Raw genomic sequence first — 23,894 nt, 5'->3', positions numbered from 1 at the left:
TCAGTCTTCCTGTTTGGGTGTCATGGTTTCGAACGGCACATCGAACAACGTACTGCCGAACTGGACCTTGGCCACCGAGTTTCGGCGCACGCTGATGGCCGTGAGATGCGAGATGGGCAGGTAGACGGCCTGTTCGTGCAGGGTGGTGAGGATGAAGCGGTACTGCTCGGCACGCTGTTGCTCATCCGTGCTGGCCAGCACCTGGCCTATGCGCTTATCCAGTTCGTCCTTGATTGCCAACCCACGCTGGGCCATGTAGTCGGCATGGCCGGCGTAGCGCATGGAGCTGACGAACGAATGCGGGTCGTAGGGCGCACCCCAAGTGTCGGCGAAGATCATGCCGAAGTCGCCGTCGCGCTGGCGTCGCACCAGCGCCCCTTCCTCAACCGCACGCAGGTCGATGCGGATGCCGATTTTCGCCAGCTCGCCCTGCAGCACTTCGGCCAGGCTCTTCTGCAAGGCGCTGGTGCCGAGGAACACCAACTCGATGGCCAATGGTTCGCCGCCTTTGCTGCGCACTGAAGCGCCTGGCGCCAGCGCCCACCCGGCAGCATCGAGGGAGTTGGCGGCGAGTACAGGGTCATACGGGTAGGGCTTGAGGCCGATATCGGCGTAGGGCATGTTGCTGGCAAACAGGGTATCTGCACGGGGCTCAAGGCCGTAGAGGATCTTGTCGATGATGGCTTGCTTGTCCACCGCCTCGTTGATCGCCTGGCGTACCGCCAGATCACGGGTAGCGCCACGGCCGGTGTTCATCGCCAGGGTGCGGGTGGCCAGCGGTGCCGACAGTGCGGTGGCAAAGCCCTGGTCACGCAGGCGCACGAACGTGCTGGCAGTGATCTCGCCGGCGGCGCCCTGGATCAGCTCGACTTCGCCGGCCTGCAGGGCCAGCGCGCGGCTGTTGGGGTCTGGGATGACCTTGACCATGACCTCGCCGTAGGCCGGCTTTGGCCCCCAGTAATGAGGGTTGCGCACGAAGCGGTCGTATTCGCCCAGGCGCGATTCGGCGCGCATCCACGGGCCGGTCCCGGCGGGTTGGCCGGGTTTTGCCTGAGGCGAGGCAAAGCGTAAGGGGCGAACTTGGGCCAGTTCCATCAGCGTCGGGTAGTAGGGGTGCTTGAGAACCAGGCGCAGGGTCAGGCGTTCAGGTGCCTCAACGTGGTCCAGGGTGGTCACCAGCTCCATCCAGCGGTGGCGCTGAGAGTTGGCCAGCACTGCGTCGAGGTTGGCTTTGGCCGCAGGCGCGTCGAAGGGTGTGCCATCACTGAAGCGCACGCCGTCACGAAGCGTGAACGTGTAGGTCTTGCCGTCATCGGAAACCTGCCAGGCCTCAGCCAGCCAAGGCTCCAGCGTACCCGCGGCGGTATAGCGCACCAGGGGCTCATAGACCATGGCCTGGGCGTACATCTGGTTCGGGGAGTAGCCACGCGGGTCGAGCGGCCCGGCATTCACAGGCCATGAGTACACCAGCCTTGGCCCTTGCTCGGCGGCGCTGCTGGCCGGCGCAACAGTGCACGCAGCAAGAAAAAGGAGGCCCAAGAGGGCGGGCTTTCGTTTACCTGGCTGCTGCTTCACACTGCGTTCCCCACTTTCACGGAGGCCGTAGGCTAAAGCGCGGTGGGTATGATGTCTACGTGAAATCATCTTACCGGAAGTTACAAAATGCAACGAATCACCATCACGCTGGATGAAGAGCTGCTCGACGTCATCGATCGGCGGGTGGCGAGCCAAGGCTACCAGGGCCGTTCGGAGGCCATTCGCGACCTGTTGCGTGCGGGCATGCGCGAGTCTGAAGCATTGCCGGACGATGCCGCCTGTGTGGCCGTGGTCAGCTACCTGTACGACCACAGCACCCGCGAACTGCCCAGGCGGCTCAACCAGACCCTGCATGCCCACCACGATCTGACCCGGTCCACCCTGCACGTGCACCTGGACGCCGGCCACTGCCTGGAGGTCTCGGTGCTGCAGGGCGAAAGCGGCCGCATTGGCGAGCTGTCTCGCCAATTGATGGTCGAACGTGGGGTGGAACATGGTCAGGTGCAGGTGATGCCGGCGCCGGGCCAGGCGAAGGTGCGCTGAGGGTCCAGATCGTTGCCCCAGGGCCAATGACAGGCAGTCGGGGCCTCAGAGCAGGATATAGTCGCTGTATTGACGCAGCCCGCCATGGGCACCTTCGATCAAGTGCACATAACGCCCGCCCACCAGGTCGACTGGCAGGCAATCGTCGACCTCAAGCACTGCGTCGGTATGCGGCTTGAGCCAGCCTGCCTGCATGCGTTGCTTGCCCAGTTGCTTGGCCTGGGCCTTGTCCCTGGCCACTACCAGCAGGTAGCGGTGCGCCTCACCAAACACCTGCGGCTCGTAGCCGCCCAGGTTGATGAAAAACAGCCGCGGGTCATCCGGGCCTGGCGCCAGTTGGCTGAACTCGACACGGTAGCGATCGATACCGTCGACCTCCAGCCACGAGTCGATGTGCAGGCCTGCACGGCTGCCGAACCAGCCCTCGCGCAGTTGCGGGTACGCCTGCTGCAGTGAGTCCGCCTGCGCGAACAGCACGTCGTGCACCTCGATACTGGCCCGTGGGTGGCGGCCACCGAGCATGACTACGTACAGCATGAGCAATTCCTTCAGGGGGCGGAAGACGCCATATTCTGCTGGTTATGGCGCCTGTCGACCACCGTCTCTTTGCGCACCTTTACCTGCCGGCTCTGGCGCCGCTTACGCCGCCAGCCCCGTCAGTAACGCCACTGCACAGCGACCTCCAGGCTGCGCGGCTCACCCAGGTAGTACTGGGTATTGCTCTGGTGGATGAAGCGGGCGTAAACCTCGTCGGTGAGGTTGCGCAACCGTGCGCTGAGCTGCACATGCTTGTCCAGGTCGTGGGTCATGGACAGCCCGTATAGGGTGTAGGACGGCACCCAGGCGGTGTTGGCGGTATTGGCGTACACCGCGGCCACGTAGCGGGCATCGGCACCCACTTGCCAGCCCGGCGCCAGGTCGTAGGTCAGCCAGAGGTTGGCCACCCGGTCGGGGATGTTCACCGGGTTCTTGCCCTTGCGCGAATACACCACACCGCCAATGGTCTCGTTGAACTCGTCGTACTCGGCATTCACCCAGCTGAAGTTACCGGCCGCCAGCAGCTTGGGCGTGACCTTGAACGACGCCGCCAGCTCGATACCGGTGGAGGTCTGCTGGCCTGCCTGCTCGGTGGTGTTGGGCACGGTCGAAGAGGGCACCGAGATGTTCTTGCGCACGATGCGATAGGCCGCTGCGGTGGCCGAGCCGCGGCCGTCGAGGAAGTCGAACTTGCTGCCAACTTCTACCTGGCGGCCAGTGCTCAGGTCGAAGTCACCAACCTGGCTGATCGACGCACTGGTCAGCGTGCCTCCTGGTGGTTCGGCCGAGGTGCTGTACTGGGTATAGAGGCTGACGTTCGGGGTCAGGTCGTAGACCAGGCCCAGGCGACCAGTGACCGCGTCCCAGCGCCGGTCGAGTTTCGAGCGTGCGACATGGTCGACAACGTCGAAGTCGATGTGGTCGTAGCGCAAGGCGGTGATCAGCGACAACTGGTCGGTCAGGCGCGTGCGGTTCTCGACGAAACCCGAGGAGGTGTCGGTGGTCGTGCTTCGGCCTTTGCTGCGCGGGGCGTCCATGCCGGGGATGTCGAGGAAGTGATCGGGCTCGAAACCGTTCGGGTTGACGATGTCGAAGGCCCCTTTGGACAGTGGGTAGTTGGTTTGCTGGTTGCGGTTGTAGTCAATACCGAATGCCCAGTCGCTGGCCAGGCCGAACAGTTGGCCTTGATGGGTCAGCTCGAGGCGGTTGCCATTGACCTCTTGGTCGTGACGTTGGCGGTAGCCCCCGGAGCGGGCAATGGCGCTGTTGTCGGCGTTGTAGCGGTACACCTCGAGGTTGCGGTAATCGCGCTGGCCGTCGTAGTGGTAGAACGTGTTGCGCAACTGGGTGGTGTCGTCGAAACGATAGTCGGTGATCGAGCGCAGCCAGCGGGTGCGCTGCTCGTAACGGCCGTCCTCGACATTGTAGTTGTTGAAGCGGTTGCTCTTGTCGATGTGCAAGGTCCCTGTCAGCGGTTGCAACACCGGCGTACCCCAGTAGGGGCTGTCTTCCTTTTCTTCCAGGTATTCAAGTGCAAGGGTATGCGACAGCTGGTCGTTGATGTCACTGAGCAGCGAGAAGGCCAGGTTGCCGGCACCGTTCTCTTGCCGGTCGATATAGCCATTGGTGTGGGTGCGGCTGTAGTCGAGCCGCGCATAGTGGCGTGGGCCGTCGCCACTGTTGAGCTCTTTGTTGAAGCCTACCGCGGTTTCCCAGGTGTCGTAGCGGCCGTAGCTGACACGGCCTTCGAAGGTATCCTCATCTCGGTTTGCCAGCTTGGTGATCACGTTGAGGCTGCCACCCACGGCGCCACTGCCGTTGAGGAACGACGACGGGCCACCCAGCAGTTCGACGCGGTCATAGATCCAGGCGCCGACCGGGCGTGCCGCTGCGCCGTACTGCAGGTTGATGCCGTTGAACAGCTGGCTGACCTGGGCACCGTTGAAGCCCCGGTACGCCACATAACCGCCCCAGCCGGGCGGCGCCGACGCATTCACCCCTGGCAGGGCGTTGGCGGCGTCCTGGAAGTTGCGCGCGCCGATACGCTCCATGGTCTGGCGGTCGGCCACACTGACCGAAGCAGGGTTTTCACGGGCGCTGAGGTTCAGGCGCGAGCCGCTTTCGCTGGGGGTATCAAGGTTCAGGGCGGTGGCCGGTTTCGGTTGGTCGGCGCTGGCCGTCACGTTGCTGGCAGGCAGTGTCAGGGTCTGATCCTGCGCCCACGCGCAGGTTGCGCTGCCAATGAGCAGCGCCAAAGTGGTCATGCGGAACATGCAAGGCTTCCTGGCTGAAATAGATTAACGCCCGCCGCAGGCGATGCCGCGGCGTGGCGATGTCAGAGCACGGGAAGGGTTGCGGGTGAGGCGCGGGGGTTGACTAACGGCCAGCGTTGTTTGGGCAGGCGCGGCGCCGGTTGCCTGGGCAAGGGTTTGCGCGACTCGCCAGCGAGCAGAGCCAGCAGGCCGAAGAAGGCAGCGAGCAGGCTGGCGCAGAACAGGCTGGTGATCACACAGTCGGCGCCGGTGGAGGGCACCGGGTCGGTGATGTCCTGGTCACCCTTGAATGCACCGCTGCTGTCGGCGGCGCACCAAGCGGCGTCGTCCAGGCCGCTGAGGCGCAACCCGGCCATCTGCCCATGCCCCATTGCGCAGAGCAACGAGCCGAACAGGATGCTGAAGTACAGCATCCAGGCAACCAGTGCTTTTTCGGGGCGGGCCAGGTTCAAGGGGCTGCTCTGGGACGGGTCAGGGATCGAGGACGCGATTCTAACGGTTTTGCCGTATCTGAAAAGAGGTGTGTGCACACAAAGGGCATTGGAGTGGAGGCTGCATCGTTTCATCTGCTGAAAGCGGCTCAGGCCCGGGGGATAAATATATAAAAGCCTAAAACCTGTACAAGAAGCTATTCTTGTATAGGATTTAGCGAGCCTGACGTTTACAAATGACGCCCTGCGCAGGTGATACCTGCCTTATGGAGTACACGCCATGAATCTGCACACTCTGACGGAGCTGGCCGCAGCCGGTAACGTGCAAGAACTTGAGCTGCTGTCGCTGGAAGGCGGCTTTTACATCCTGCGGGCGCTGACTGACGCCGGGCCGCTCACGCTCAGCGATGCAAACGGCCAGGCGGTGCGCTTTCGCTCGACCACCGAGCTGCGACAACTGCTGGCCGATCTGCCGCCCGTGCCCTGCATGCTGGTGCAACAAGTGGTGCATGACGAGATGTGCGGGCAGCGCAATGGCCCTGTCGAGCCCCTGCGCGTGCCGGTGACGCTGGCCAGCCAGTGGTAGACCGAGCATTGCGTCTGGGCCTGGTGCTGGGGGATCAGCTGTCGTTCGACCTGGCAAGTCTCGCCGCGCTGGACCCTGCACACGACGTGATCCTGATGGCGGAAGTGCAGGGCGAGGCGCGCTACGTGCCGCACCATCCGCAAAAAATCGTGCTGATTTTCAGCGCCATGCGCCATTTTGCCCAGGCGCTGCGTGAACGCGGCTGGCAGGTGGAGTATGTGGAGCTGAACGCACCCGGCAACAGCGGCAGCATTGCTGGTGAACTGCAGCGGTGGCAGCAGGCGCTGGGTGCGACGCACATTCACCTGACCGAGTGTGGTGAGTGGCGCCTGGAGCAGGCTTTGAATGACGCCGGCTTACCACTGGTATGGCATCGCGATACACGGTTTCTTTGCTCGCGCGATGCTTTCGCACGCTGGGCAAAAGACCGTCGTCAATTGCGTATGGAGCACTTTTACCGCGGCATGCGCAAGCGTTGCGGCCTTCTGCTGGAGCCTGATGGCAGCCCGGTGGGTGGGTCCTGGAACCTGGACGCTGACAACCGCAAACCCTTGCCACGGAGGCTGCGCGGACCGTTCCCGGCGCGCTTTGCCCAGGACGAAATCACCACGGCGGTCGTGGCGCTGGTCGGCGAATGCTTCAGTGACCATTACGGGGCGGTAGAAGGGTTCGATTATCCCGTGACCCATGAACAGGCCCAACAGCTCTGGCAACATTTCCTCGAGTTTGGCCTGGCCGCGTTCGGCGACTTTCAGGACGCCATGGCCGAAGGCGAGCCGTTCCTGTTCCATGCCCGTATCAGTGCGGCCCTGAACATCGGGCTGCTGGATGTGCGGCGGTTGTGCGAAGACGTGGACAATGCCTGGCGTGAGGCGCGGATACCGCTCAACGCGGCTGAAGGTTTCATCCGCCAGCTGATCGGCTGGCGCGAGTATGTGCGCGGCATCTATTGGCTACGCATGCCTGAGTATGCCGGGCTCAACTACCTGGGCAACGACCGTGCGTTGCCGGAATTCTACTGGACCGGGCATACCCGCATGCGCTGCATGGAGCAGGCCATCGGCCAGACCCTGCAGTTGGGTTATGCGCATCACATCCAGCGGCTGATGGTCACGGGCAACTTCGCATTGCTCGCCGGTATTGTGCCCAGCGCGATTTGCGAGTGGTACCTGGCCGTGTACATGGATGCCTTCGACTGGGTGGAGTTGCCCAACACGCTCGGCATGGTGATGCACGCTGACGGCGGCTACCTGGGGTCCAAACCGTATTGCGCCAGTGGCCGCTACATCCAGCGCATGTCCGACCACTGCAAGGCTTGCAGCTACAAGGTCGAGCATGCGGTAGAGGAGGATGCCTGCCCGTTCAACGCGCTGTACTGGCATTTCATCATCCGCCATCGTGACCTATTGGCTGGCAACCCCCGCCTGGCGTTGGTCTATCGCAGCCTTGACGGCATGCCGGTAGCCAGGCGCGAAGGCGTGTGGGCGCGAGGCGAAGCCTTGTTGGCCCGCCTCGATAGTGGCCAGAACCTATGAAATAACCGTTCGATAAACGACCACTTTTCCCCGATCTGCAGATACCGCCAAGCAGCCATCATGCACATTTGTGATTCTCTTTGGCCAACCGCTCGGCGCAGTTTCCCCCAGGTTCAGGACGCTGGGGCAGGCAGTAGGGCGTTCAGCGTCAGGCTGGCTCTGATCATGAACCGATTCCAGGCCTTCTTTTTGCAGTTTGATGTGCACTGCAACCTGAAACCCGCCGCTCTCGATAAGGTGTTCACGCTTGAAACTTCATCAGCTCAAGGCGCTTGTTGCCATTCACCAGGGGGGAAGCATTCTCGAGGCCTCCAAAATCTTGCACATCACGCAACCTGCCCTGAGCCGCTCGATCAAGGAACTGGAGCGGGAGTTGGGGTTCACCCTCTTGCAGCGTTCGTACAAGGGCATGGCGTTGACCGATGAGGGCAAGCGCATCATCCGCCATGCCAACCTGGTGGTGGAGAGTATCCGCCGTTTGCAGATCGAGGCGGCAAGCATTCAGGATGCCGCATTGGGGGCGGTGTCGATCGGCGTCACCTCGCTGACGGCGATGCTTGACGGGGTGGATGAAAGCATTCTGGCGTTTCGGCGCAAGTACCCGCGGGTGAAAATCACCATCACCGATCTGCGTCCCAGCCAGATCCTGCAACGCCTGCGCGACGGTAGCCTGGACTTTGCCATCACCTCCCAGCAACCCTTGAGCCGTCTCAATCTGGATTGGGAGGCAGTGGGCAGCATCAAGGGCAAGGTGATCTGCCATGCGTCCAACCAGCAGAAGTTTTCCCAGTCACTGCGTTCGCTGCAATACGCCAACTGGATCAGCCTGGACGAGCTGACCGATCAGGCATCGCAGTTTCACCAGTTGTTCGAGGTCAATGGCCTGCGTGTGCCGCAGAGCGCGGTGGAGTGCACGTCGATAATGATGGCCCTCAAGCTCCTGAAGAACACTGAGTCGCTGATGACCATCAGTGAGCTGGCCGTAAACGATGCCTTCACCTTTGCGACCCGGCCGGAGTTCATTCAAGTGGCGGTGCAGGAGTTGGTACCAGACTATCCAATCAATCTCGTCTGCATCGACCGTGATAGCCTCACGGCCCCCGCCCAGGAACTCTTCCACAGCTTGCGCGCAAGAGTCCTCAAGACGCTGCCGCGGGACGTTTCAGAAGTGGTAGTACATGCCTAGTGAAATATTGCTTGGGTCATCTCCCACCTGATCAATCGGAGTGCCTGCGTAGGTCACCGATGACGCGCCTTGGTTGGCGATCACACCCAGGCGCGCATAGGCGGCCCAGCGCGGGTTGAAGAAATGGTCGTAGCCAAGCACTGCCCCCAGCGCGTCCTTTTCGCGGGCCGATACCGTCCGCTGGACCACCGCCAGCCTGAGCACGTCAAGCTTGCCCACCGGGGCCATCAGGCCGAAGGTGTACACGGTGGTACTGGGTGTGCCCGCTTGGTCTACATCCTGGCGTTGCCAGGTCAGGCTGGTGGCCAACGGGCCGAAATCATAGAACGCCGACAGGCTTGTGTAGTGGTTGGCAGTCTGGCGTGAGCTGCCACCATCGTCCCATGGGTCGCTGTAATACAGGTTGTAAGACCCCAGCAGCATCACACGGCTATTTCGGTATTGCAGCTTCGCACCCCCACCACGCACCGTACGCCCCTGGCTGGCGACGTCATCGAAGCCGAAGCTCAAGGCCGTTGCCAGGCTGAAGCCGTTCATGTTCGGGCTGGTGTAGGCCAGGGTGTGCTTGGGCCGCAGGTCGAGATAGTAGGCGCCTTTGCCGGCCGCAGGTATGGACAGAAACGTATACGGTGAGCCGTATGCCGCCAGAAACGGGTCGGCGTAGGTCGGGGTCCCCACCCCGTAGGTTTTGCCGAACTCAAGCCTGCCCAGGCTCCGTGAGCGCAGGGCGAGCGTTGCCAGGCGCAGCGTGCCGATGTTGTCCCACGTCCCTTCTAGGGCCTTGCCGTTCAGATTGAAGCCTTCTTCGACGTCCAGTTCCAGCACCGTATCGGGGGCAAGTGCTTTTCGGGCATACAACCCGAGTTTGTTGGTCCAGGCGCCGCCGCCCGCCATTTGAAAACCTGAGTGGTGCTGAGAGTCGTGGTAGCTGGCGAATGCATCCACGGTCCCGTAGATCTTCAGCTTGTCATCGAACCCCTGATCCACCCCGTAGTAACCGAACCCGGAAGCTAGCCGGTTGAGGGTAGGGAAGCCCTCGGCCTGTGCCTGCATGGCAGGACAAATCCCTAGGCTCATCAACAGCAACGACACAGTGCGAGTGATGCAAGTATTCATTCACGACTCCAGGCACGGGATGCGGTCGCGCTAGATTCGATGAACAGGAGGTTGCAGCGTGATTGCTTGTTTGGCCAACGAATGTCTTTTGGTTAATAAGGTGGGCGGGATCTCGCTGGGCCGGGAAAAGGTGGCCGCAAAGCTGCTGCATGGCAGTGACCAATGTTTGTTTCCATCCCCCTGAGTGGCCAACTTCGATGACCCTTATCGGGGCACAAGGACGATGCCAGGGCATCTGTGCGCCATCCCAAGGCAAAGCGGCCACACCAGCACCCGGTCAATTAACCATTGGTTAGTTCATTGCCAAAACTGCAAGTGTGTTGGCTGCGCGATTGGCTGATAGTCACTGCATGCCGTGATTCGCCATCGGAGATAACAATGAATAGACCGCTACCTGCACCTACGATCCTGGAGGCCGGCTCAAAGCATCACGCGCAGGCATCGTCCTCACGCAGAACCCTGATAGCGTGCTCACTGGGCAACGCCCTGGAGATGTACGACTTCACCATCTACAGCTTCTTCGCAGTGCTGATCGGCCGGCACTTCTTCCCTTCAGAGTCGGCACTGGCCTCGCTCCTGATGTCGCTTGCAACTTTTGGTGTGGGCTTTTTGATGCGGCCTGTCGGGGGCATCATCATTGGCCGATACGCCGACAGGCATGGCCGCAAAGCCGCCTTGAGCCTGACGATCGGCCTGATGACATTGGGCACTGCCTTGATCGCCTTCGCGCCTACGTATTCGCAGATCGGTATCTTTGCAACGTTCATGCTGGTCGCCGGTCGGCTGATTCAGGGGGTGTCGGCAGGTGGCGAGGTCGGTACCGCATCTGTTTATCTGATGGAGTCCAGTACTGCCTCCAAGCGATGCCAGAGTGTGAGCTGGCAGGCTGCCAGTCAGGGCTATGCCGCGCTGGTCGGGGCGGGGTTCGGGTTCAGCCTGAGCCAGTTGCTGGACCCGGCCAGCCTCGAAAGCTGGGGCTGGCGCATTCCATTCATTTTCGGCCTGTTGATCGGCCCGGTAGGCTTGTACATCCGCAACCGTCTACCAGAAACCCACGAGGCCGCAGCGGCACAGGAGGGCAGGCAGCCGCTGGACCCTGAGTTGCTCAAACGCATCGGCCTGGGCATCGGCCTGATGGCCAGTTCCACCATCGGTATGTACCTGTTCGTGTTTTACATGCCCACCTACCTGACCACCGCCATGCACTACCCGCAAAGCAGTGCCATGGCGATCGCCGGCATCAGCAGCGGCTGCATGGCGATCATATGCCCGCTGGCCGGCAAGTTCGCCGACAAGTACCAGCTCAGGAAACGCCTGCTGGTCTGGACCATTCTCGCGCCCGTGGTGTTGACGCTGCCGGTGTTCTACGTGCTTGGGCACGTCGAGCACATGGGCCTGGCAATGATGTGTGTCGCGGCGTTGATTCTGCCCACTTGCATAGGCGCCGGTGCGTACTTCGCGTTGATCATGGAAGGCTTCCCCAAGGCGCAGCGTGCCTTTGGCACCTCGGTCAGCTACAGCCTGGGGGTGACACTTTTCGGCGGCTTCTCGCCACTGATCGCTACCTGGCTGATTGCCGCAATGGGCACGCCATTGGCACCGGCCTACTACCTGTTGGTGGGCGGCGCGGTAAGCCTGGTGTGCCTCAAGTATTTCCCTGAAAACAAAGGATGCGAGTGACATGGGTACCTTCGAGCGAAAGCAAACCCCGCAGTTTGCTGAAGAGCTGGACACGTTCATCAGGATCCGGCGCCAGATCCATGCGGCGCCAGAGCTCGGCGGCGACACGCCTGACACTGCTGCTCTGGTGGCTGAAAAGCTGCAGGCTTGGGGCTATGAGGTGCACCGTAATGTGGGCGGGCACGGCCTGGTAGGGGTGCTTAAGGTGGGCGACAGCCCCCGCAGCATCGGGCTGCGGGCAGACATGGACGCTCTGCCCATGAGCGAGAAGAACCCCTTCGAGCACGCCAGCAAGATCCCCGGGCGCATGCATGCCTGTGGCCATGACGGGCATACCGCGATCCTGCTGGCGGCGGCTTCGCGATTGGCTGCGACGCGAAACTTCAACGGTACCTTGAACCTGATCTTCCAGCCCGACGAAGAAGGTTTGGCCGGCGCCAAGGCCATGATCGACGACGGTCTGTTCGAGCGTTTTCCGTGTGATTCGGTGTACGCGCTGCACAACATGCCAGGCATGCCGGTGGGCACTTGCGTGGTGCAGAGCGGGCCGACCATGGCGTCTTCCCAGCGCGTGAGCATTCGCATTTGCGGCAGAGGCGGGCATGGCGCCATGCCGGAGCTGGCGGTGGACCCCATCTCGGCCCTCAATAGCCTGATCAGTGCCATCCAGACCATCAAGTCGCGCAACCTGAGCGTTGAAGAGTACGCGGTCATCAGTATCGGCATGATCCAGGCGGGCACGGTCTACAACATCATTCCCGATGAAGCGAGCATGTTGCTCAGCGTGCGCACCGATACGCCCGAAACCCAGTTGAAGATAAACCAGCGTATCGAGGCGCTGGTCAAGGGGCATGCCGAGAGCTTTGGGGTAGAGATCGAGCTGGACTTCACCCAGCTGGCGCCTGCGCTGAGCAACAGCGATGCGCAAAGCGCACAGCTGCGTGAAAGCCTGCGCCCTTTGTTTGCCGAGGGGCAGATGCTGGCGAGGATGCCCAAGAAGGTGATGGGCACCGAAGATTTCGCCTACATGCTCCAGGCACGGCCGGGGTGCTACTTCATGTTGGGGAACGGCACAGGGGAGTTCCATGGTTGCTCGGTACATAACCCGCATTATGACTTCAACGATGCACTGGTGAAGATCGGCTCCGATTGTTGGGTGAAGTGGGTTGAGGATTATCTGAGGTGACGGGGCGCAGGCTACGTAGCCTGTTCACGGCGATAGGCATAGGTTTCGGCGAAGCGCGACAGCATGTAGGCACTGCACGAAACCGGCGGGTATTTGGGCGGGTTGTCGGGGCTGGAGCAGTTGGGCAGGCAACTGATCATCGTGTCTGGGTGCGGTTCGGCAAAGAACGGCATCGAGTAGCGGTGCGCGCCCTGCGGGCTGACCACCCGGTGGGGCGTTGAGGTGTACCTGTCGTTGCTCCACCGCGCCATCATGTCGCCGATGTTGACCACATAGGTGCCCTCGATCGGTGGCGCATCGATCCACTGGCCATCCACACTCTGCACCTGCAGGCCGCCGGTGCTGTCCTGGTACAACAAGGTCACGCATCCGTAGTCGGTGTGCGCGCCAGCGCCTTGCTGGTCGGTGCTGCTGGCGGCCTGGCGCGGCGGGTAGTGGATCATGCGAAACACGCTGATGGGGTTGGCGAAGCGCTGGTCGAAGAAGTCGTGCTCGATACCCAAGGCCTGCGCCATCGCCCGCAGCAGGGTCAGGGACAAGGCGTGCATGTCCTGGTAATGCGTTTGCAGCAGCGCCTCCCACCCGGTAATCGCGGGGTGCCGGTTGGGACCGCGCAGTGGCTTTTTCGCGAGCACGTCGGGATGATCCGGGGCCATGTGAAAACCCATGTCGAAGGTTTCCTTCAGGTCGCTTGGCCGGCTCGGGTCCAGCTGCTCTGTGGCGATGGCACCGTAGCCGCGATGGTGCTCGCTCTGGGTGATGTCGATGCGCAGCTTTTCTTCGGCCGGGCAGGCGAAGAACTGTTCGGCGGCCGCTTTCAGTGCGCCAATGCGTGTGGCCGGGATGGGGTGCCCCTTGATGTAGTAGAAGCCCCACTGCTGGCAGGCGGCGTCGATCTGCCGGGCTACGGCCTGGCGTGCGGCGGGATCGTTCTGATAGAGCGGGCTGATATCGATGATCGGCAGGGTGTTCATGAATGGCTCCGTGAAATGGCGGTGAAAGCGGGAGCGGCTGGCGCTCCCACCCGGCGTTTACTTGGGCAGTTGCGCCGTAATGCCTTTGACGTAGTAGTTCATGCCTGCCAGTTCGGCATTGCTGGCCACGGCACCTGCGGGGATCTTGACTGCGCCAGCCTGGTCCAGGATCGGGCCGGTGAAGGGGTGGAAAGAGCCGTCCTTGATGCTGGCGATGATCTGTTCGGCGCCGCTTTTGACATCGGCCGGCACCAGGTCGCTGATGGGCAGCTGTACGGTGCCCTCGGCAAGCCCGCCCCAGTAGTCCTGGGGTTTCCAGGTGCCGTCCATGACCGCCTGAGTGCTCTTGATGTAATGCGGCCCCCAATTGTTGACGATGGAGGTCAGCACTGCCTTGGGCCCGAAGTGGGCCATGTCTGAGGCGTAGCCGACGGCGTAAATGCCGCGGCGTTCGGCGGTCTGGATCGGTACCGGGCTGTCGGTGTGCTGGAACAGCACGTCAACGCCCTGGTCGATCAGGGCGTTGGCGGCATCGGCCTCTTTGCCCGGGTCGAACCAGGAGTTGACCCACACCACCTTGATTTCGGTGCCGGGGTTGTATTTGTCCAGGGCAAGCTGGATTGCATTTATATCGCGCAGCACTTCCGGAATCGGGAAGGAGGCGACATAGCCGATCTTCTTGCTCTTGGTCATTTTCGCGGCCAGGTAGCCGCCAACGTAACGGCCTTCGTAGGAAGTGGCCAGGTAAGTACCAAGGTTCTTGTCCTGCTTGTAGCCGGTGGCATGTTCGAAGGTGACCTTCGGGAACTGTTTGGCGACTTTGGCGGTGGGGTTCATGTAGCCGAACGAGGTGGCGAACACCAGGTCGTAGCCGCCCTTGGCCATGTTGCGGATGACCCGCTCGGCATCGGCGCCTTCCGGCACGTTCTCGACGAAGCTGCTGTCGACCTTGTCACCGAACTGCTTGATCAGCGCCTGGCGGCCCTGCTCATGCTGATAGGTCCAGCCATGGTCGCCGATCGGGCCGATATAGACGAAACCGACTTTCAGCGGATCGGCGGCTGCGGCGGACAGGGCGGTGCTCAGGCCGATGGCGGCAGCCAGGGCGCGCAGCAGGTATTTGCTTTTGTTGTGAGGCTTCAAGGTGTGGCTCCTGTAGGTCTTCATGTTGGCTGTGTAGGGCACGTTGGTAATGCAAGAAAACAGAGCAGATGGGCATGAGCTGCGGTGCACAGTGCGGGCCAGGCGTGAGGCCTCAGCGCCCGGTCTTCCACGGCTGACCCAGTGAAACCGGCGCATACAGGCGGGTTTTGATGGCATCGCGCGACAGCACCACCAGCACCAGGATCGTGGCCACATACGGCAGCATGGCCAGCAGGTTGGCAGGAAAGCTCACGCCGATACCCTGGGCCACCAGGTGCAGGATGCTCGCCAGGCCAAACAGGTAGGCGCCGAGCAGCACACGCAACACCCGCCAACTGGCAAACACCACCAGCGCCAAAGCGATCCAGCCGCGGCCTGCGGTCATGTTTTCCGCCCACATCGGGGTGTAGGCCAGCGACAGGTAACCCCCGGCCAGCCCGGCCATGGCGCCGCCGAACAGCACCGCCAGAGTGCGCACGCGCAGCACGGGCAGGCCCATGGCGCTGGCGGCGTCGGGGTTTTCACCGACGGCCTGGAGGATCAGGCCGGTACGGCTTTTGAGCAGCGTCCAGGCAATCAGCACGAACAGGCCGAAGGACAGGTAAACCAGCACATCCTGGTTGAACAGCATATGGCCGATGACCGGAATGTCCGCCAGCAGTGGTATGGCCACCGGCTCGAAGCCGCTCAAGGGCTTGCCGACCCAGGCGGTGCCGACGAAAGAAGACAGGCCGACACCGAAGATGGTCAGTGCCAGCCCGGTCGCCACCTGGTTGGCCTGGCAACCGAGTGCTACGAGAGCGAACAGTGAAGCCAGCAACATGCCGGCCAGGCACGCCATCAGGACGCCCAGCCAGAGGTTGCCGGTGGCGTAAGCGGCGATGAACCCTACCACCGCACCGAACAGCATCATGCCTTCCTGGCCGAGGTTGAGTACGCCGCTCTTTTCGCACACCAGTTCGCCCAGGGCTACCAGCAGCAGCGGGGTACCACAGCGCACCATGGCGTAAAGAATGTTGCCAAGCAGATCGAGATCCATAGTCGAAGCCTCAGCCTGCGCGCGTTGAGCGGCAGGTAAACGAAAGGGTCATGGGAATTCAGGCACTGGCGGTTTTTGCCAACGGCGCTCGGCGGTGCCCTTTCAGCTTCAGGCGCAGCCGGTAGAGGATCAGCACGTCGCAGGCCAGCAGGTAGAACAGCATCATTCCCTGGAACAGCCCGGTCAGCGATTGCGGCAGGTTCAGGCTCATCTGCGCGTTCTCGCCGCCGAGGTAGAGCAGGGCCATCAACAACCCGGCGACCAGAATGCCAAACGGGTTGAGGCGTCCGAGAAACGCTACGGTGATCGCCGCGTAGCCGTAGCCGGGTGAAACCTGCGGCACCAGCTGGCCGATCGGCCCGCTGACTTCGCTGACCCCGGCCAGGCCTGCCAAGCCGCCGCTGATCAGCAGCGCCAGCCAGACCAGGCGCTTTTCACGGAAGCCGACGAAACCGGCGGCGCGCCGGTCCAGGCCGAGCACTTTGATCTGAAAACCGAGGAAGCTCTTGTGCAGCAGCACCCACACCGCCACCAGTGCCATCAGCACGAAGTACAGCCCGACATGCAGTCGGCCGTCCTCGAACAGTGCCGGCAGGCGGCTGGCATCGCCGAACATCGCCGACTGCGGGAAGCTGAACCCTTCGGGGTCCTTGAGTGGCCCATGGACGAAGAACAGCAGCAGATTCAAGGCGATGTAATTGAGCATGATGGTGGTCAGGATTTCGTTGGCATTGAAGTGCGTGCGCAGCCAGGCCGCGAGCGCCCCCCACAGCGCACCGGCCAGCGTGCCGGCGAGCAACACCCAAAGCAGTGCCCAGCGGCTTTCCCAATCGATGAGGTGGATCGCCACGGCACTGCCGGCCAGGGCGCCCATCAGCAACTGCCCTTCGGCGCCGATATTCCAGATCCGCGCCTGGTAGGCCACCGCCAGGCCGAAGGCGCAGAGCAGGATTGGCAGGGCTTTGAGCAGCAGTTCCGAGAGGCCGTAGAGGTCGCTGATGGGTTCGATCAGCAAGGTGTGAAACGTCTGCAAGGGCGCATGCCCCTGGGCGCTGAACAGGATCGCCCCGCTGAGCAGGGTCAGCAGGGCGGCAAGCAGGGGTGACAGCACGAGCATGGCACGGGACTGCTGGGTACGGGGTTCGAGGGATAGCAACATGAAGGGCTCTCGTCAGGCGGCGTCTTGCGGGGCATCGAACTGGCCGGCCATCCAGCCGCCGACCTCCACGGTATGGGTCTGTGCGGTGGGCTTGAGCGGCGACAGGCGGCCACTGCACAGCGCGCCGATGCGGTCGCTGATCTGGAACAGCTCTTCCAGGTCTTCGGAGATCACCAGGATTGCCGCACCGGCGTCGCGCAGGGCAATCAGCGCACGGTGAATCGCGGCGGCGGCGCCGACATCCACGCCCCACGTCGGGTGGGCAGCGACCAGCAGCTTGGGGGCCTGGAGGATTTCGCGGCCGAGGATGAACTTCTGCAGGTTGCCCCCGGACAGGCTGCGTGCCGTGGCGCGGGCATCCGGGGCCTTGACCGCGAAGCGCTGGATGATCTGCTCGGCCAGCGCCTGCACCTTGCCGGAGCGGATCAGGCCGCGGTTGACCAGGCCGTGCTGGAAAGCGGTGAGCAGGGCGTTGTCGGCCAGGCTCATGTCCGGCACCGCGCCGTGCCCAAGGCGCTCGGCCGGTACGAATGCCACCCCCAGGGCGCGGCGGGCGTCGGGGTACAGGTGGGCCATCGGCCGGTTGTCGAGGGTGATGCGTTCGCGCTCGCCGGCGGGCAGGCGTGTTTCACCACTGAGCAGGGCCAGCAGTTCGTCCTGGCCGTTGCCGGCCACCCCCGCGATGCCGACGATCTCACCGCTGCGCACTTCCAGGCGCAGGTGTTCGAAGGACGTGCCGAACGGGTCCTTGTTGCGCCAGGACAGGTCGTCCACCCGCAGACGTGGCAAGCCGCCGGCGCTTTTCGGGTAGCTTGCCTCCAGCCCTTCGGCATCGCCGACCATCATCCGCGCCAGCTGCAGATCGCTGCATTGCGCCGGGCTGCAAGCGCCGGAAACCCGTCCGCCGCGCAACACCGTGGCACCATGGCACAGGGCACGCACTTCGTTGAGCTTGTGGCTGATGAACAGGATGCTGCAGCCCTCTGCGGCGAGTGCGCGCAAGGTGACGAACAGTTCGTCGACCTCTTGCGGGGTAAGCACCGAGGTCGGCTCATCGAGGATCAGCAGCTTGATCGGCTGCATCAGGCAGCGCACGATCTCCACCCGCTGGCGTTCGCCGATCGACAGGCTGTGCACCAGGCGCTCCGGCTCCAGGCCCATGCCGTAGCGTTGGGACACTTCGCGGATGCGTGGTGCCAGCTGCTTCGGCGTGCCGGCATCGCGGCCAAGGGCCAGGGCAATGTTTTGCGCGACGCTCAGGGTTTCGAACAGGGAAAAGTGCTGGAACACCATGCCGATGCCCAGCGCGCGGGCCCGGGCGGGGTCGCGCACGTGCACGGGCTGGCCTTCCCATAGCACCTGGCCGGCATCCGGCGCGGTGACGCCGTAGATGATCTTCATCAGGGTGCTCTTGCCCGCGCCGTTCTCGCCGAGCAGGGCGTGGATTTCACCGGGAGCGATGCGCAGGTCGATGCGGTCGTTGGCCAAGGTGCCCGGGTATCGCTTGGTAATGGCACGCAGCTCAAGGCGCAGTTGCGAGGGGGATCTGGACATGGGACTGCTCGGGGTCAGGGTGATGAGCAGTTGCACAGCAAAAACATGGCCAATTGGTCAGATTATTGTTCAAGGGCTTGTGTTAGAGGGGCTGCCGGCCGAGACCGGCGCACGCTTGGTGAGCGTTGCGGCAGCGGGGTGTTTGGTTTTGGGGCGCCAAGGTGCCAAGTTGGGGCGCTGTGTTCAGCGTGGTCGCCATGTTCGGCCGGCTACGACACGGGCGTCACTGCTGGAACGCAGTGCGGCCCTTCCCGGGCAAGCCCACAGGTACCGTGCTGGTCCCTTAGGCGTGGTTGGTTTCACGTTTTCAGCATGCGCACTTCGGCAGTCATTGTTTGATCTCCCCGAAATTCTGGATGCCTGGGCTGGCCCTATCGCCGGCAAGCCGGGCTCCCACAGGTTTCACCGGGCGCCTAAGGGTCGTCTACAACCTCAGGGGCGGTGCTGTGCGAGTATTCAGGGCCGCCTGCTACCTGCTGTCCTAAAATCAGCGCCGACGCTCCTTCGCACTATTCTTGACATTTGATAACTACTGCAGCCGAAGCATTGCTAGTTTGGTTGCACAAGCTTTGTGTGATGGGCAATACCCTGTATCAGGCTCTGCCCATCCCGGGTTGGGCCGGGGAGCAGGCGCACCGCCAGAAACGCTATCGAAGCCGCTTGGTTCCTCGGAGGTCATTCCCGTGCGCGATCCAGCAAAGAAAATGGGGTTGGTCGGGTTGACCACTTTGGTCACCGTCAACATGATGGGCTCCGGTATCATCATGCTGCCCGCCAGCATGGCGCAGATCGGAGCTGTGTCGCTGCTCTCGTGGGTTGTGACGGCCGTGGGTTCGATGGCCATCGCCTACTGTTTCGCGCAATGCGGTATCTACTGCACGCGCTCGGGCGGAATGTCGGCCTACAGCGAAGAGGCCCATGGCAAGTCCGCATTCTTCCTTTGCTCCTACCTGTATTTCCTCTCGCTGATGATCGGCAATGTCGCCATTGGTATTTCCGCGGTGGGTTATCTGACGCCTTTCCTACCCTGGCTTGGTACAGGCCCAGGCCCTCTGGTGGCAGGGACGGTGATGCTGATCTGGTTCAGTACCCTGGCCAATGCCGGCGGTGCGAACATAACCGGCAAACTAGGCGCGATCAGTGTCTGGGGCGTCATCATTCCTGTGGCAGGCCTGAGTTTCGTGGGTTGGTACTGGTTCAACCCACAGACGTTTACCGATGCCTGGAACCCCGACAGCATCCCGGTGAGCCAGGCGATCACCGCCAGTATCCCCCTGACGTTGTGGGCCTTTCTGGGCATGGAGTCGGCCGCGCAAAATTCGGATGCGGTAGAGAACCCCAAGCGCAATGTGCCGCTTGCATGCCTGTTCGGCACGCTAGGCGCGGCGGTGATCTACATCCTGTCGACCACCGTCATCCAGGGGATCGTGCCAAACCCTGAACTTGCGAACTCCAGCGCACCCTTCGCACTGGTCTATGCGCGCATGTTCAATGACACGGTCGGTAACGTGATCATGGGGTTGGCGGTCATTGCCTGTGTCGGTTCATTGCTGGGGTGGCAGTTCACCCTGGCCGAAACGGCCAAGGTTACCGCCGAGCAAGGGCTGTTTCCCACGTTGTTCACCCGCGTCACCGCCAGGGGCGCGCCACTGGCGGGCATGCTGACGTGCGCGGTCTTGCAGAGCCTGATTGCGTTATCGACCATTTCGCCTAATGCCAGCGCTCAGTTCAGCAAGCTGGTCAACCTGGCGGCAGTGACCAACATCATTCCCTACATCACGTCCCTGACCGGGTTGCTGGTGATCATGTACAAGGCCCAGGTGGATATAAAGATCTTCCGTCGCAACAGCGCAATCATGCTGGTTGCGGTGTGCTATTGCTTCTATGCGCTCTATGCCTCGGGTCTGGAAGCGGTGTTTGGCGCTGCGCTGATCATGGCGCTGGGTTACCTGCTGTTCGGCTTCATCGCCAAACGTTTCGTCAAGGTGCTGGACTTGATTGGAGGTGCGCCATGATGCGCAGGTCGAAATGGGTTGCCCTGTGCCTGGCCCTTTCGGTGCCGTTTGCGGCGGTGTGCAGCGTTGAAGCAGCGACCGACAAGCTGAGCCGGCTGCGCGACAGTCAGGTCCTCAATCTGGGTTTTATCGCAGACCTTGCCCCGTTTTCCTCAGGCAGTATCCAGTCACCTCAAGGGTATGGCATCGAATTGTGCCAGGCAGTGGCTCAACACCTTCGCCAGTCACCTGGCCTTGCCGACTTGCAAGTGCATTGGCATGTGGTGCCGCAGGAGCAAGCCGTCCGCGCCTTGAGCGAGGGAACGGTTGATCTGCTGTGCACGCCGATGGTGGAAACGATCACAAGACGGGAAACCCTGAATTTTTCCATACCGGTATTCACCACCGGCCTTGCGGTGCTGGTGCGGCGTGATGCACCGGCCAGCCTTCTGGAGCCACTGCGTGGTAAGCCTGTCGATACCGGCCCCAGGTGGCGCGCAACCCTCAATGCGGGGTTGAGCAAGCACAGTTTTGCAGTGCTGCGCGGCACGCTGAGCAGTCAGTGGGCGCGGGAGCGTATTCGCAAGCTTGGCCTGCAGTCCAGGCTTGAAGAGGTGTCCAGCTACCAGGAGGGTGTGCGCCGGGTGGTCGAGCGCAAGGTCGATGCGTTTTTTGGCGAGAGGATGATTTTGCTTTCCCTGCAGAGCCAGCAGCCTGAGCGCGACCGGTTATGGATCCCGGATCACCTGTTTGTCACGAGCCGTGTCGCACTGCCCATGGCCCGTGGCGATGATGGTTTTCGCCTGTTGGTGGATGCCGCGCTTAGCCAGGCGCTGTCCGGCCCGGATGGAGAAGCCTTGTTCGTACGCTACCTGGGGGTACAAACAGCGCAGGACAAACTGTTGCAGAGCCTTTATGTGTTGCCGGATGACCGTGAACGGCTGGCGCCGCAACATTAGTCTTCTTCGCGCAGTGCCTTGATTCTTCCTTTTTTCTCAGCGCTGATCAGTGCCGCGTAGTCCTTCGCATTCTGCTCGGCGTAGGCGAGTGAGAAATCGCCTATGGCCTGATCAAAGGTGTTCGATTTACCCAGATAGCCACTGATCAAGGCGGCGTCACCTGATTTTGCATGCGCGCGCGCCAGGGTAATGCCGCATACCTCGGCGTACATCATCATCTGATCGAGCGATGCACCTTCTACAGGTAGTGACATTTTCATGTCGCGCAATTGCCGGACAAAAAACTGCCGGCCCTTGGTGCTCTCGGTCCATCCGAGAAAAATGTCACTGGCAGATTGCATAAGCCGTTGGCCCGTGACCACCCGTTGGCCCTGGTTTACAAATTCGCTCTTGCCCGCATAGGGTTCAAGCACAGAAGGACAAGCCTGCTTGAATTGCAGGAGCAATGGGTTGTTTTGCGCTGAAAAGAACAAACCGACGAAGCAATAGGTGCCGACGCTGCCGATACCCACTGCCTTCATGGCAAAGTCTTCCAGGCGATAACGGTCATACAGGACCCTGCGTTCCGGCAGCAGAGAAGTACGATAATCCTCCAGCGCAAGGTGCACCCGGTTGATGAAGTCGGCTTCATCGACATGAAAAAGAATCGGCGGCTGATCGACCAGGCGTCGCCGGCCGCCCACTTCGTCACTGATTTGTGGGTACAGGTAGTCGCCGATGCGAGTCCGGGCCTTGGCCATCAACTGTTCACGTGCTTTACGGTATTTGAGACTAGGGGCCATATCGATGAGTGTTTGTGCGTCGAGGCGGTCGTACCAGATTTCCAGCGGGCTCATCGTCGTCAATTCGCGCATGCGTTCCCGGTAGGCGCGAACGCATTCCATAGCCAGACGCCTGGCATCTTCATCGATGAGGCGGTTATCGCGGGCGGCTACGGCAAAACTGGTTGCCAGACGCTTTATATCCCACTCCCAAGGGGCGGGTAACGTTTCGTCAAAATCATTGATGTCGAAGATCAGGTTACGTTCGGGGGTGGCGAATAATCCAAAATTCAGCAGGTGGCAATCACCGCAGGCCTGAACGCGAATACCTGTGTGGGGAAGTGTCGCGAGGTCGCGTGCCATCAAGCCGGCTGAGCCCCTGAGAAAAGTGAACGGGCTACGCAACATGCGCCCATAGCGCACGGGCACCAAGGCCGGATGCCGGCTGCGGTTGGACTGTTCGAGAATGTCGACAGGGTCGCGATGCTTGTGCGCCGGTTTCCAGAATGCATGGGACGAGCGCGGCACCGTTTCGCGCAGTTTCTTTCCTGCGTCCAGGCGCTCTCTTCGTGACGCGAAGCGCTTGTGTTCCCGAAGGCCGGGCTCATCTGCTTGCAGGTGCGAGCTGGCCTGTTTCCTGATCTCGGGCATGTGAGCACCTTTGGTGATCAAAGGCAGAAGGGCAGGGCCTTGATTCTAGCGCCAAGACACTGTTCACAGCTCATTCAAGCGTAGCATGTGCTGCGTCCAAGCCTGCACCGGGTGACCAGATCGCCCTTCGGCGCTCATCCCAGGGCGCTCAAGATTTTGCGGCAAGCACCAGAGGAACCTTGACAGATCATTGGTTAACAAAAATAATCATTAACAATATTATCCATTAACAATAACAAAGGATATCTGCACTCATGAAAGCGCCTATAGCACGCCCCCCAGCAAACCGGGTCGCATCACCAGGCCCGCACCCGACAAATCCCGATGCCCGGTCAGTGCAGGAGGCAGCATGATGAACCTTCGCAGAGGATTGCTTGGGCTGCTGCTTGGCGTTTGCACGGGCCTTGCCCAGGCTGCCAGTTACGCTCCGCCCCCGCTCAAGCTCGAACCCCTGGCGCGCTTTACGGTGGACCTTGTCGCGCCGGTGTGGGAGCTGGGCGAAACCAGCGCGCAGGGCAAGCGGCGTATCATCCCGATCACAGGCGGCCGTTTCGAGGGGGCCAGGCTCAAGGGCACCATCCTCAATAACGGCGCGGACTGGCAGATTGTCAGCCCCGAGGGTGTGGCGATCATCGACACCCGCTACCTGCTGCAGACCGACGATGGCGCACTGATCTACCTGCGCACCGAAGGCTACCGTTACGGGCCGGCTGCGGTCATGAAGAGGGTGGCCGCTGGCGAAGACGTCGATCCCAGCCTGTACCAGTTCCGCATCACCCTGCGTTTCGAGACATCCGCGCCCCAATACGCATGGCTCAATCGTACGGTCGGCGTGGGTAGCGCAATGCGCTTGGGCAATGCAGTGGTCTACGACGCGTTCGAGGTGAAATAGTTATCTATAAAACTATGCTCTTCTGAACACTGTGCGTCGCTGAATCAAGGCGGAGAAAGCCTGCGTGACCGAAATGGCGAAGCAAACCGGTCTGCCCGCCAGCTAACTAAGGCGCACAGCCTATGGCTTGGACTCGCGCCAACCCAAGCTTTACGCAGA

Annotated in this window: 20 protein-coding genes; 9 read left to right on the top strand and 11 right to left on the bottom strand. The window is 61.8% G+C overall.

Annotated elements, in window-relative coordinates; all coding sequences use genetic code 11:
- Nucleotides 1-1,575: a nickel ABC transporter substrate-binding protein gene (gene nikA / locus JET17_RS15240; RefSeq protein WP_042111521.1), complete on the bottom strand. Its 1,575-nt coding sequence runs from the start codon at nucleotides 1,573-1,575 to the stop codon at nucleotides 1-3.
- An 87-nt stretch (nucleotides 1,576-1,662) separates the two neighbouring features.
- Between nikA and nikR the strand changes: the two genes are divergently transcribed.
- Nucleotides 1,663-2,079 carry a nickel-responsive transcriptional regulator NikR gene (gene nikR / locus JET17_RS15235; protein ID WP_012314853.1) on the top strand — a complete coding sequence of 139 codons (417 nt, stop codon included), beginning with the start codon at nucleotides 1,663-1,665 and terminating at the stop codon, nucleotides 2,077-2,079.
- Between the two features lie 45 nt (nucleotides 2,080-2,124).
- Here nikR and JET17_RS15230 read toward each other — a convergent pair whose 3' ends face one another.
- The 3 genes from JET17_RS15230 to JET17_RS15220 form a co-directional block, all read right to left on the bottom strand.
- The gene (locus JET17_RS15230; protein WP_012314852.1) at nucleotides 2,125-2,616 is read right to left on the bottom strand and encodes a DUF1543 domain-containing protein; all 492 of its coding nucleotides are present in this window, start codon (nucleotides 2,614-2,616) and stop codon (nucleotides 2,125-2,127) included.
- A 119-nt stretch (nucleotides 2,617-2,735) separates the two neighbouring features.
- The gene (locus JET17_RS15225; RefSeq protein ID WP_012314851.1) at nucleotides 2,736-4,889 is read right to left on the bottom strand and encodes a TonB-dependent receptor; all 2,154 of its coding nucleotides are present in this window, start codon (nucleotides 4,887-4,889) and stop codon (nucleotides 2,736-2,738) included.
- Nucleotides 4,890-4,951: 62 nt separating this feature from the next.
- Nucleotides 4,952-5,302 carry a DUF2946 family protein gene (locus tag JET17_RS15220; protein WP_085984892.1) on the bottom strand — a complete coding sequence of 117 codons (351 nt, stop codon included), beginning with the start codon at nucleotides 5,300-5,302 and terminating at the stop codon, nucleotides 4,952-4,954.
- A gap of 298 nt (nucleotides 5,303-5,600) precedes the next feature.
- On the opposite strand from JET17_RS15220, the gene JET17_RS15215 reads away from it, so the two are divergent.
- The 3 genes from JET17_RS15215 (at nucleotide 5,601) to JET17_RS15205 (ending at nucleotide 8,627) form a co-directional block, all read left to right on the top strand.
- The gene (locus JET17_RS15215) at nucleotides 5,601-5,906 is read left to right on the top strand and encodes a DUF6482 family protein (protein WP_012314849.1); all 306 of its coding nucleotides are present in this window, start codon (nucleotides 5,601-5,603) and stop codon (nucleotides 5,904-5,906) included.
- Nucleotides 5,907-5,914: 8 nt separating this feature from the next.
- On the top strand, nucleotides 5,915-7,441 hold the full coding sequence (locus JET17_RS15210) for a cryptochrome/photolyase family protein (protein ID WP_042111518.1): 1,527 nt from the start codon (nucleotides 5,915-5,917) through the stop codon (nucleotides 7,439-7,441).
- Nucleotides 7,442-7,688: 247 nt separating this feature from the next.
- Nucleotides 7,689-8,627 carry a LysR family transcriptional regulator gene (locus JET17_RS15205; protein ID WP_012314847.1) on the top strand — a complete coding sequence of 313 codons (939 nt, stop codon included), beginning with the start codon at nucleotides 7,689-7,691 and terminating at the stop codon, nucleotides 8,625-8,627.
- Here JET17_RS15205 and JET17_RS15200 read toward each other — a convergent pair.
- The gene (locus tag JET17_RS15200; protein WP_012314846.1) at nucleotides 8,604-9,743 is read right to left on the bottom strand and encodes a porin; all 1,140 of its coding nucleotides are present in this window, start codon (nucleotides 9,741-9,743) and stop codon (nucleotides 8,604-8,606) included. The genes JET17_RS15205 and JET17_RS15200 overlap by 24 nt on opposite strands.
- A gap of 378 nt (nucleotides 9,744-10,121) precedes the next feature.
- Here JET17_RS15200 and JET17_RS15195 point away from each other — a divergent pair, with 378 nt between their 5' ends.
- Nucleotides 10,122-11,423: an MFS transporter gene (locus JET17_RS15195; protein ID WP_012314845.1), complete on the top strand. Its 1,302-nt coding sequence runs from the start codon at nucleotides 10,122-10,124 to the stop codon at nucleotides 11,421-11,423.
- Between the two features lies 1 nt (nucleotide 11,424).
- The gene (locus JET17_RS15190) at nucleotides 11,425-12,609 is read left to right on the top strand and encodes a M20 aminoacylase family protein (RefSeq protein WP_012314844.1); all 1,185 of its coding nucleotides are present in this window, start codon (nucleotides 11,425-11,427) and stop codon (nucleotides 12,607-12,609) included.
- Nucleotides 12,610-12,620: 11 nt separating this feature from the next.
- Here the strand turns inward: JET17_RS15190 and JET17_RS15185 are convergent, their stop codons facing one another.
- The 5 genes from JET17_RS15185 to JET17_RS15165 all read right to left on the bottom strand — a co-directional run bounded on the left by JET17_RS15185 (nucleotide 12,621) and on the right by JET17_RS15165 (nucleotide 18,478).
- On the bottom strand, nucleotides 12,621-13,583 hold the full coding sequence (locus tag JET17_RS15185) for a 2-oxoglutarate and iron-dependent oxygenase domain-containing protein (RefSeq protein ID WP_012314843.1): 963 nt from the start codon (nucleotides 13,581-13,583) through the stop codon (nucleotides 12,621-12,623).
- A gap of 57 nt (nucleotides 13,584-13,640) precedes the next feature.
- Nucleotides 13,641-14,750: a BMP family ABC transporter substrate-binding protein gene (locus tag JET17_RS15180; RefSeq protein ID WP_042111515.1), complete on the bottom strand. Its 1,110-nt coding sequence runs from the start codon at nucleotides 14,748-14,750 to the stop codon at nucleotides 13,641-13,643.
- 88 nt (nucleotides 14,751-14,838) lie between these two features.
- Entirely contained in the window at nucleotides 14,839-15,765 is a 927-nt protein-coding gene (locus JET17_RS15175; RefSeq protein WP_012314841.1) for an ABC transporter permease, read from the bottom strand.
- A gap of 58 nt (nucleotides 15,766-15,823) precedes the next feature.
- On the bottom strand, nucleotides 15,824-16,924 hold the full coding sequence (locus tag JET17_RS15170) for an ABC transporter permease (RefSeq protein WP_012314840.1): 1,101 nt from the start codon (nucleotides 16,922-16,924) through the stop codon (nucleotides 15,824-15,826).
- A 12-nt stretch (nucleotides 16,925-16,936) separates the two neighbouring features.
- The gene (locus JET17_RS15165) at nucleotides 16,937-18,478 is read right to left on the bottom strand and encodes an ABC transporter ATP-binding protein (RefSeq protein ID WP_012314839.1); all 1,542 of its coding nucleotides are present in this window, start codon (nucleotides 18,476-18,478) and stop codon (nucleotides 16,937-16,939) included.
- Nucleotides 18,479-19,161: 683 nt separating this feature from the next.
- On the opposite strand from JET17_RS15165, the gene potE reads away from it, so the two are divergent.
- Complete coding sequence (gene potE, locus JET17_RS15160) at nucleotides 19,162-20,493, top strand: putrescine-ornithine antiporter (RefSeq protein WP_012314838.1); 1,332 nt, start codon at nucleotides 19,162-19,164, stop codon at nucleotides 20,491-20,493.
- The gene (locus JET17_RS15155) at nucleotides 20,490-21,431 is read left to right on the top strand and encodes a transporter substrate-binding domain-containing protein (protein WP_012314837.1); all 942 of its coding nucleotides are present in this window, start codon (nucleotides 20,490-20,492) and stop codon (nucleotides 21,429-21,431) included. Before potE ends, JET17_RS15155 begins: the two co-directional genes overlap by 4 nt.
- On the opposite strand, the gene JET17_RS15150 is transcribed toward JET17_RS15155, so the two are convergent.
- A complete protein-coding gene (locus tag JET17_RS15150; protein ID WP_012314836.1) occupies nucleotides 21,428-22,843 on the bottom strand; it encodes a DUF2252 domain-containing protein in 1,416 nt (471 codons plus the stop codon). The genes JET17_RS15155 and JET17_RS15150 overlap by 4 nt on opposite strands.
- 349 nt (nucleotides 22,844-23,192) lie before the next feature.
- Between JET17_RS15150 and JET17_RS15145 the strand changes: the two genes are divergently transcribed.
- Complete coding sequence (locus JET17_RS15145; RefSeq protein ID WP_012314835.1) at nucleotides 23,193-23,735, top strand: DUF3237 domain-containing protein; 543 nt, start codon at nucleotides 23,193-23,195, stop codon at nucleotides 23,733-23,735.
- Nucleotides 23,736-23,894: the final 159 nt, after the last annotated feature.

Origin of the sequence: Pseudomonas putida, from assembly GCF_016406145.1 — a bacterium.
Taxonomy (GTDB): Bacteria; Pseudomonadota; Gammaproteobacteria; order Pseudomonadales; family Pseudomonadaceae; genus Aquipseudomonas; species Aquipseudomonas putida_E.
Note: the sequence above shows the minus strand (reverse complement) of the source record. Positions and strands in the feature narration are given on the sequence as shown.

Bases quoted from the DNA above. Each gene is read 5' to 3' on its own strand.
- JET17_RS15225 (WP_012314851.1), bottom strand. From the start codon at position 4,889: ATGTTCCGCATGACCACTTTGGCGCTGCTCATTGGCAGCGCAACCTGC.
- JET17_RS15165 (WP_012314839.1), bottom strand. From the start codon at position 18,478: ATGTCCAGATCCCCCTCGCAACTGCGCCTTGAGCTGCGTGCCATTACC.
- JET17_RS15180 (WP_042111515.1), bottom strand. From the start codon at position 14,750: ATGAAGACCTACAGGAGCCACACCTTGAAGCCTCACAACAAAAGCAAA.
- JET17_RS15195 (WP_012314845.1), top strand. From the start codon at position 10,122: ATGAATAGACCGCTACCTGCACCTACGATCCTGGAGGCCGGCTCAAAG.
- JET17_RS15200 (WP_012314846.1), bottom strand. From the start codon at position 9,743: ATGAATACTTGCATCACTCGCACTGTGTCGTTGCTGTTGATGAGCCTA.
- JET17_RS15185 (WP_012314843.1), bottom strand. From the start codon at position 13,583: ATGAACACCCTGCCGATCATCGATATCAGCCCGCTCTATCAGAACGAT.
- JET17_RS15170 (WP_012314840.1), bottom strand. From the start codon at position 16,924: ATGTTGCTATCCCTCGAACCCCGTACCCAGCAGTCCCGTGCCATGCTC.
- JET17_RS15215 (WP_012314849.1), top strand. From the start codon at position 5,601: ATGAATCTGCACACTCTGACGGAGCTGGCCGCAGCCGGTAACGTGCAA.
- JET17_RS15155 (WP_012314837.1), top strand. From the start codon at position 20,490: ATGATGCGCAGGTCGAAATGGGTTGCCCTGTGCCTGGCCCTTTCGGTG.
- JET17_RS15150 (WP_012314836.1), bottom strand. From the start codon at position 22,843: ATGCCCGAGATCAGGAAACAGGCCAGCTCGCACCTGCAAGCAGATGAG.
- JET17_RS15145 (WP_012314835.1), top strand. From the start codon at position 23,193: ATGATGAACCTTCGCAGAGGATTGCTTGGGCTGCTGCTTGGCGTTTGC.
- JET17_RS15190 (WP_012314844.1), top strand. From the start codon at position 11,425: ATGGGTACCTTCGAGCGAAAGCAAACCCCGCAGTTTGCTGAAGAGCTG.
- JET17_RS15230 (WP_012314852.1), bottom strand. From the start codon at position 2,616: ATGCTGTACGTAGTCATGCTCGGTGGCCGCCACCCACGGGCCAGTATC.
- JET17_RS15175 (WP_012314841.1), bottom strand. From the start codon at position 15,765: ATGGATCTCGATCTGCTTGGCAACATTCTTTACGCCATGGTGCGCTGT.
- JET17_RS15220 (WP_085984892.1), bottom strand. From the start codon at position 5,302: ATGCTGTACTTCAGCATCCTGTTCGGCTCGTTGCTCTGCGCAATGGGG.
- nikR (WP_012314853.1), top strand. From the start codon at position 1,663: ATGCAACGAATCACCATCACGCTGGATGAAGAGCTGCTCGACGTCATC.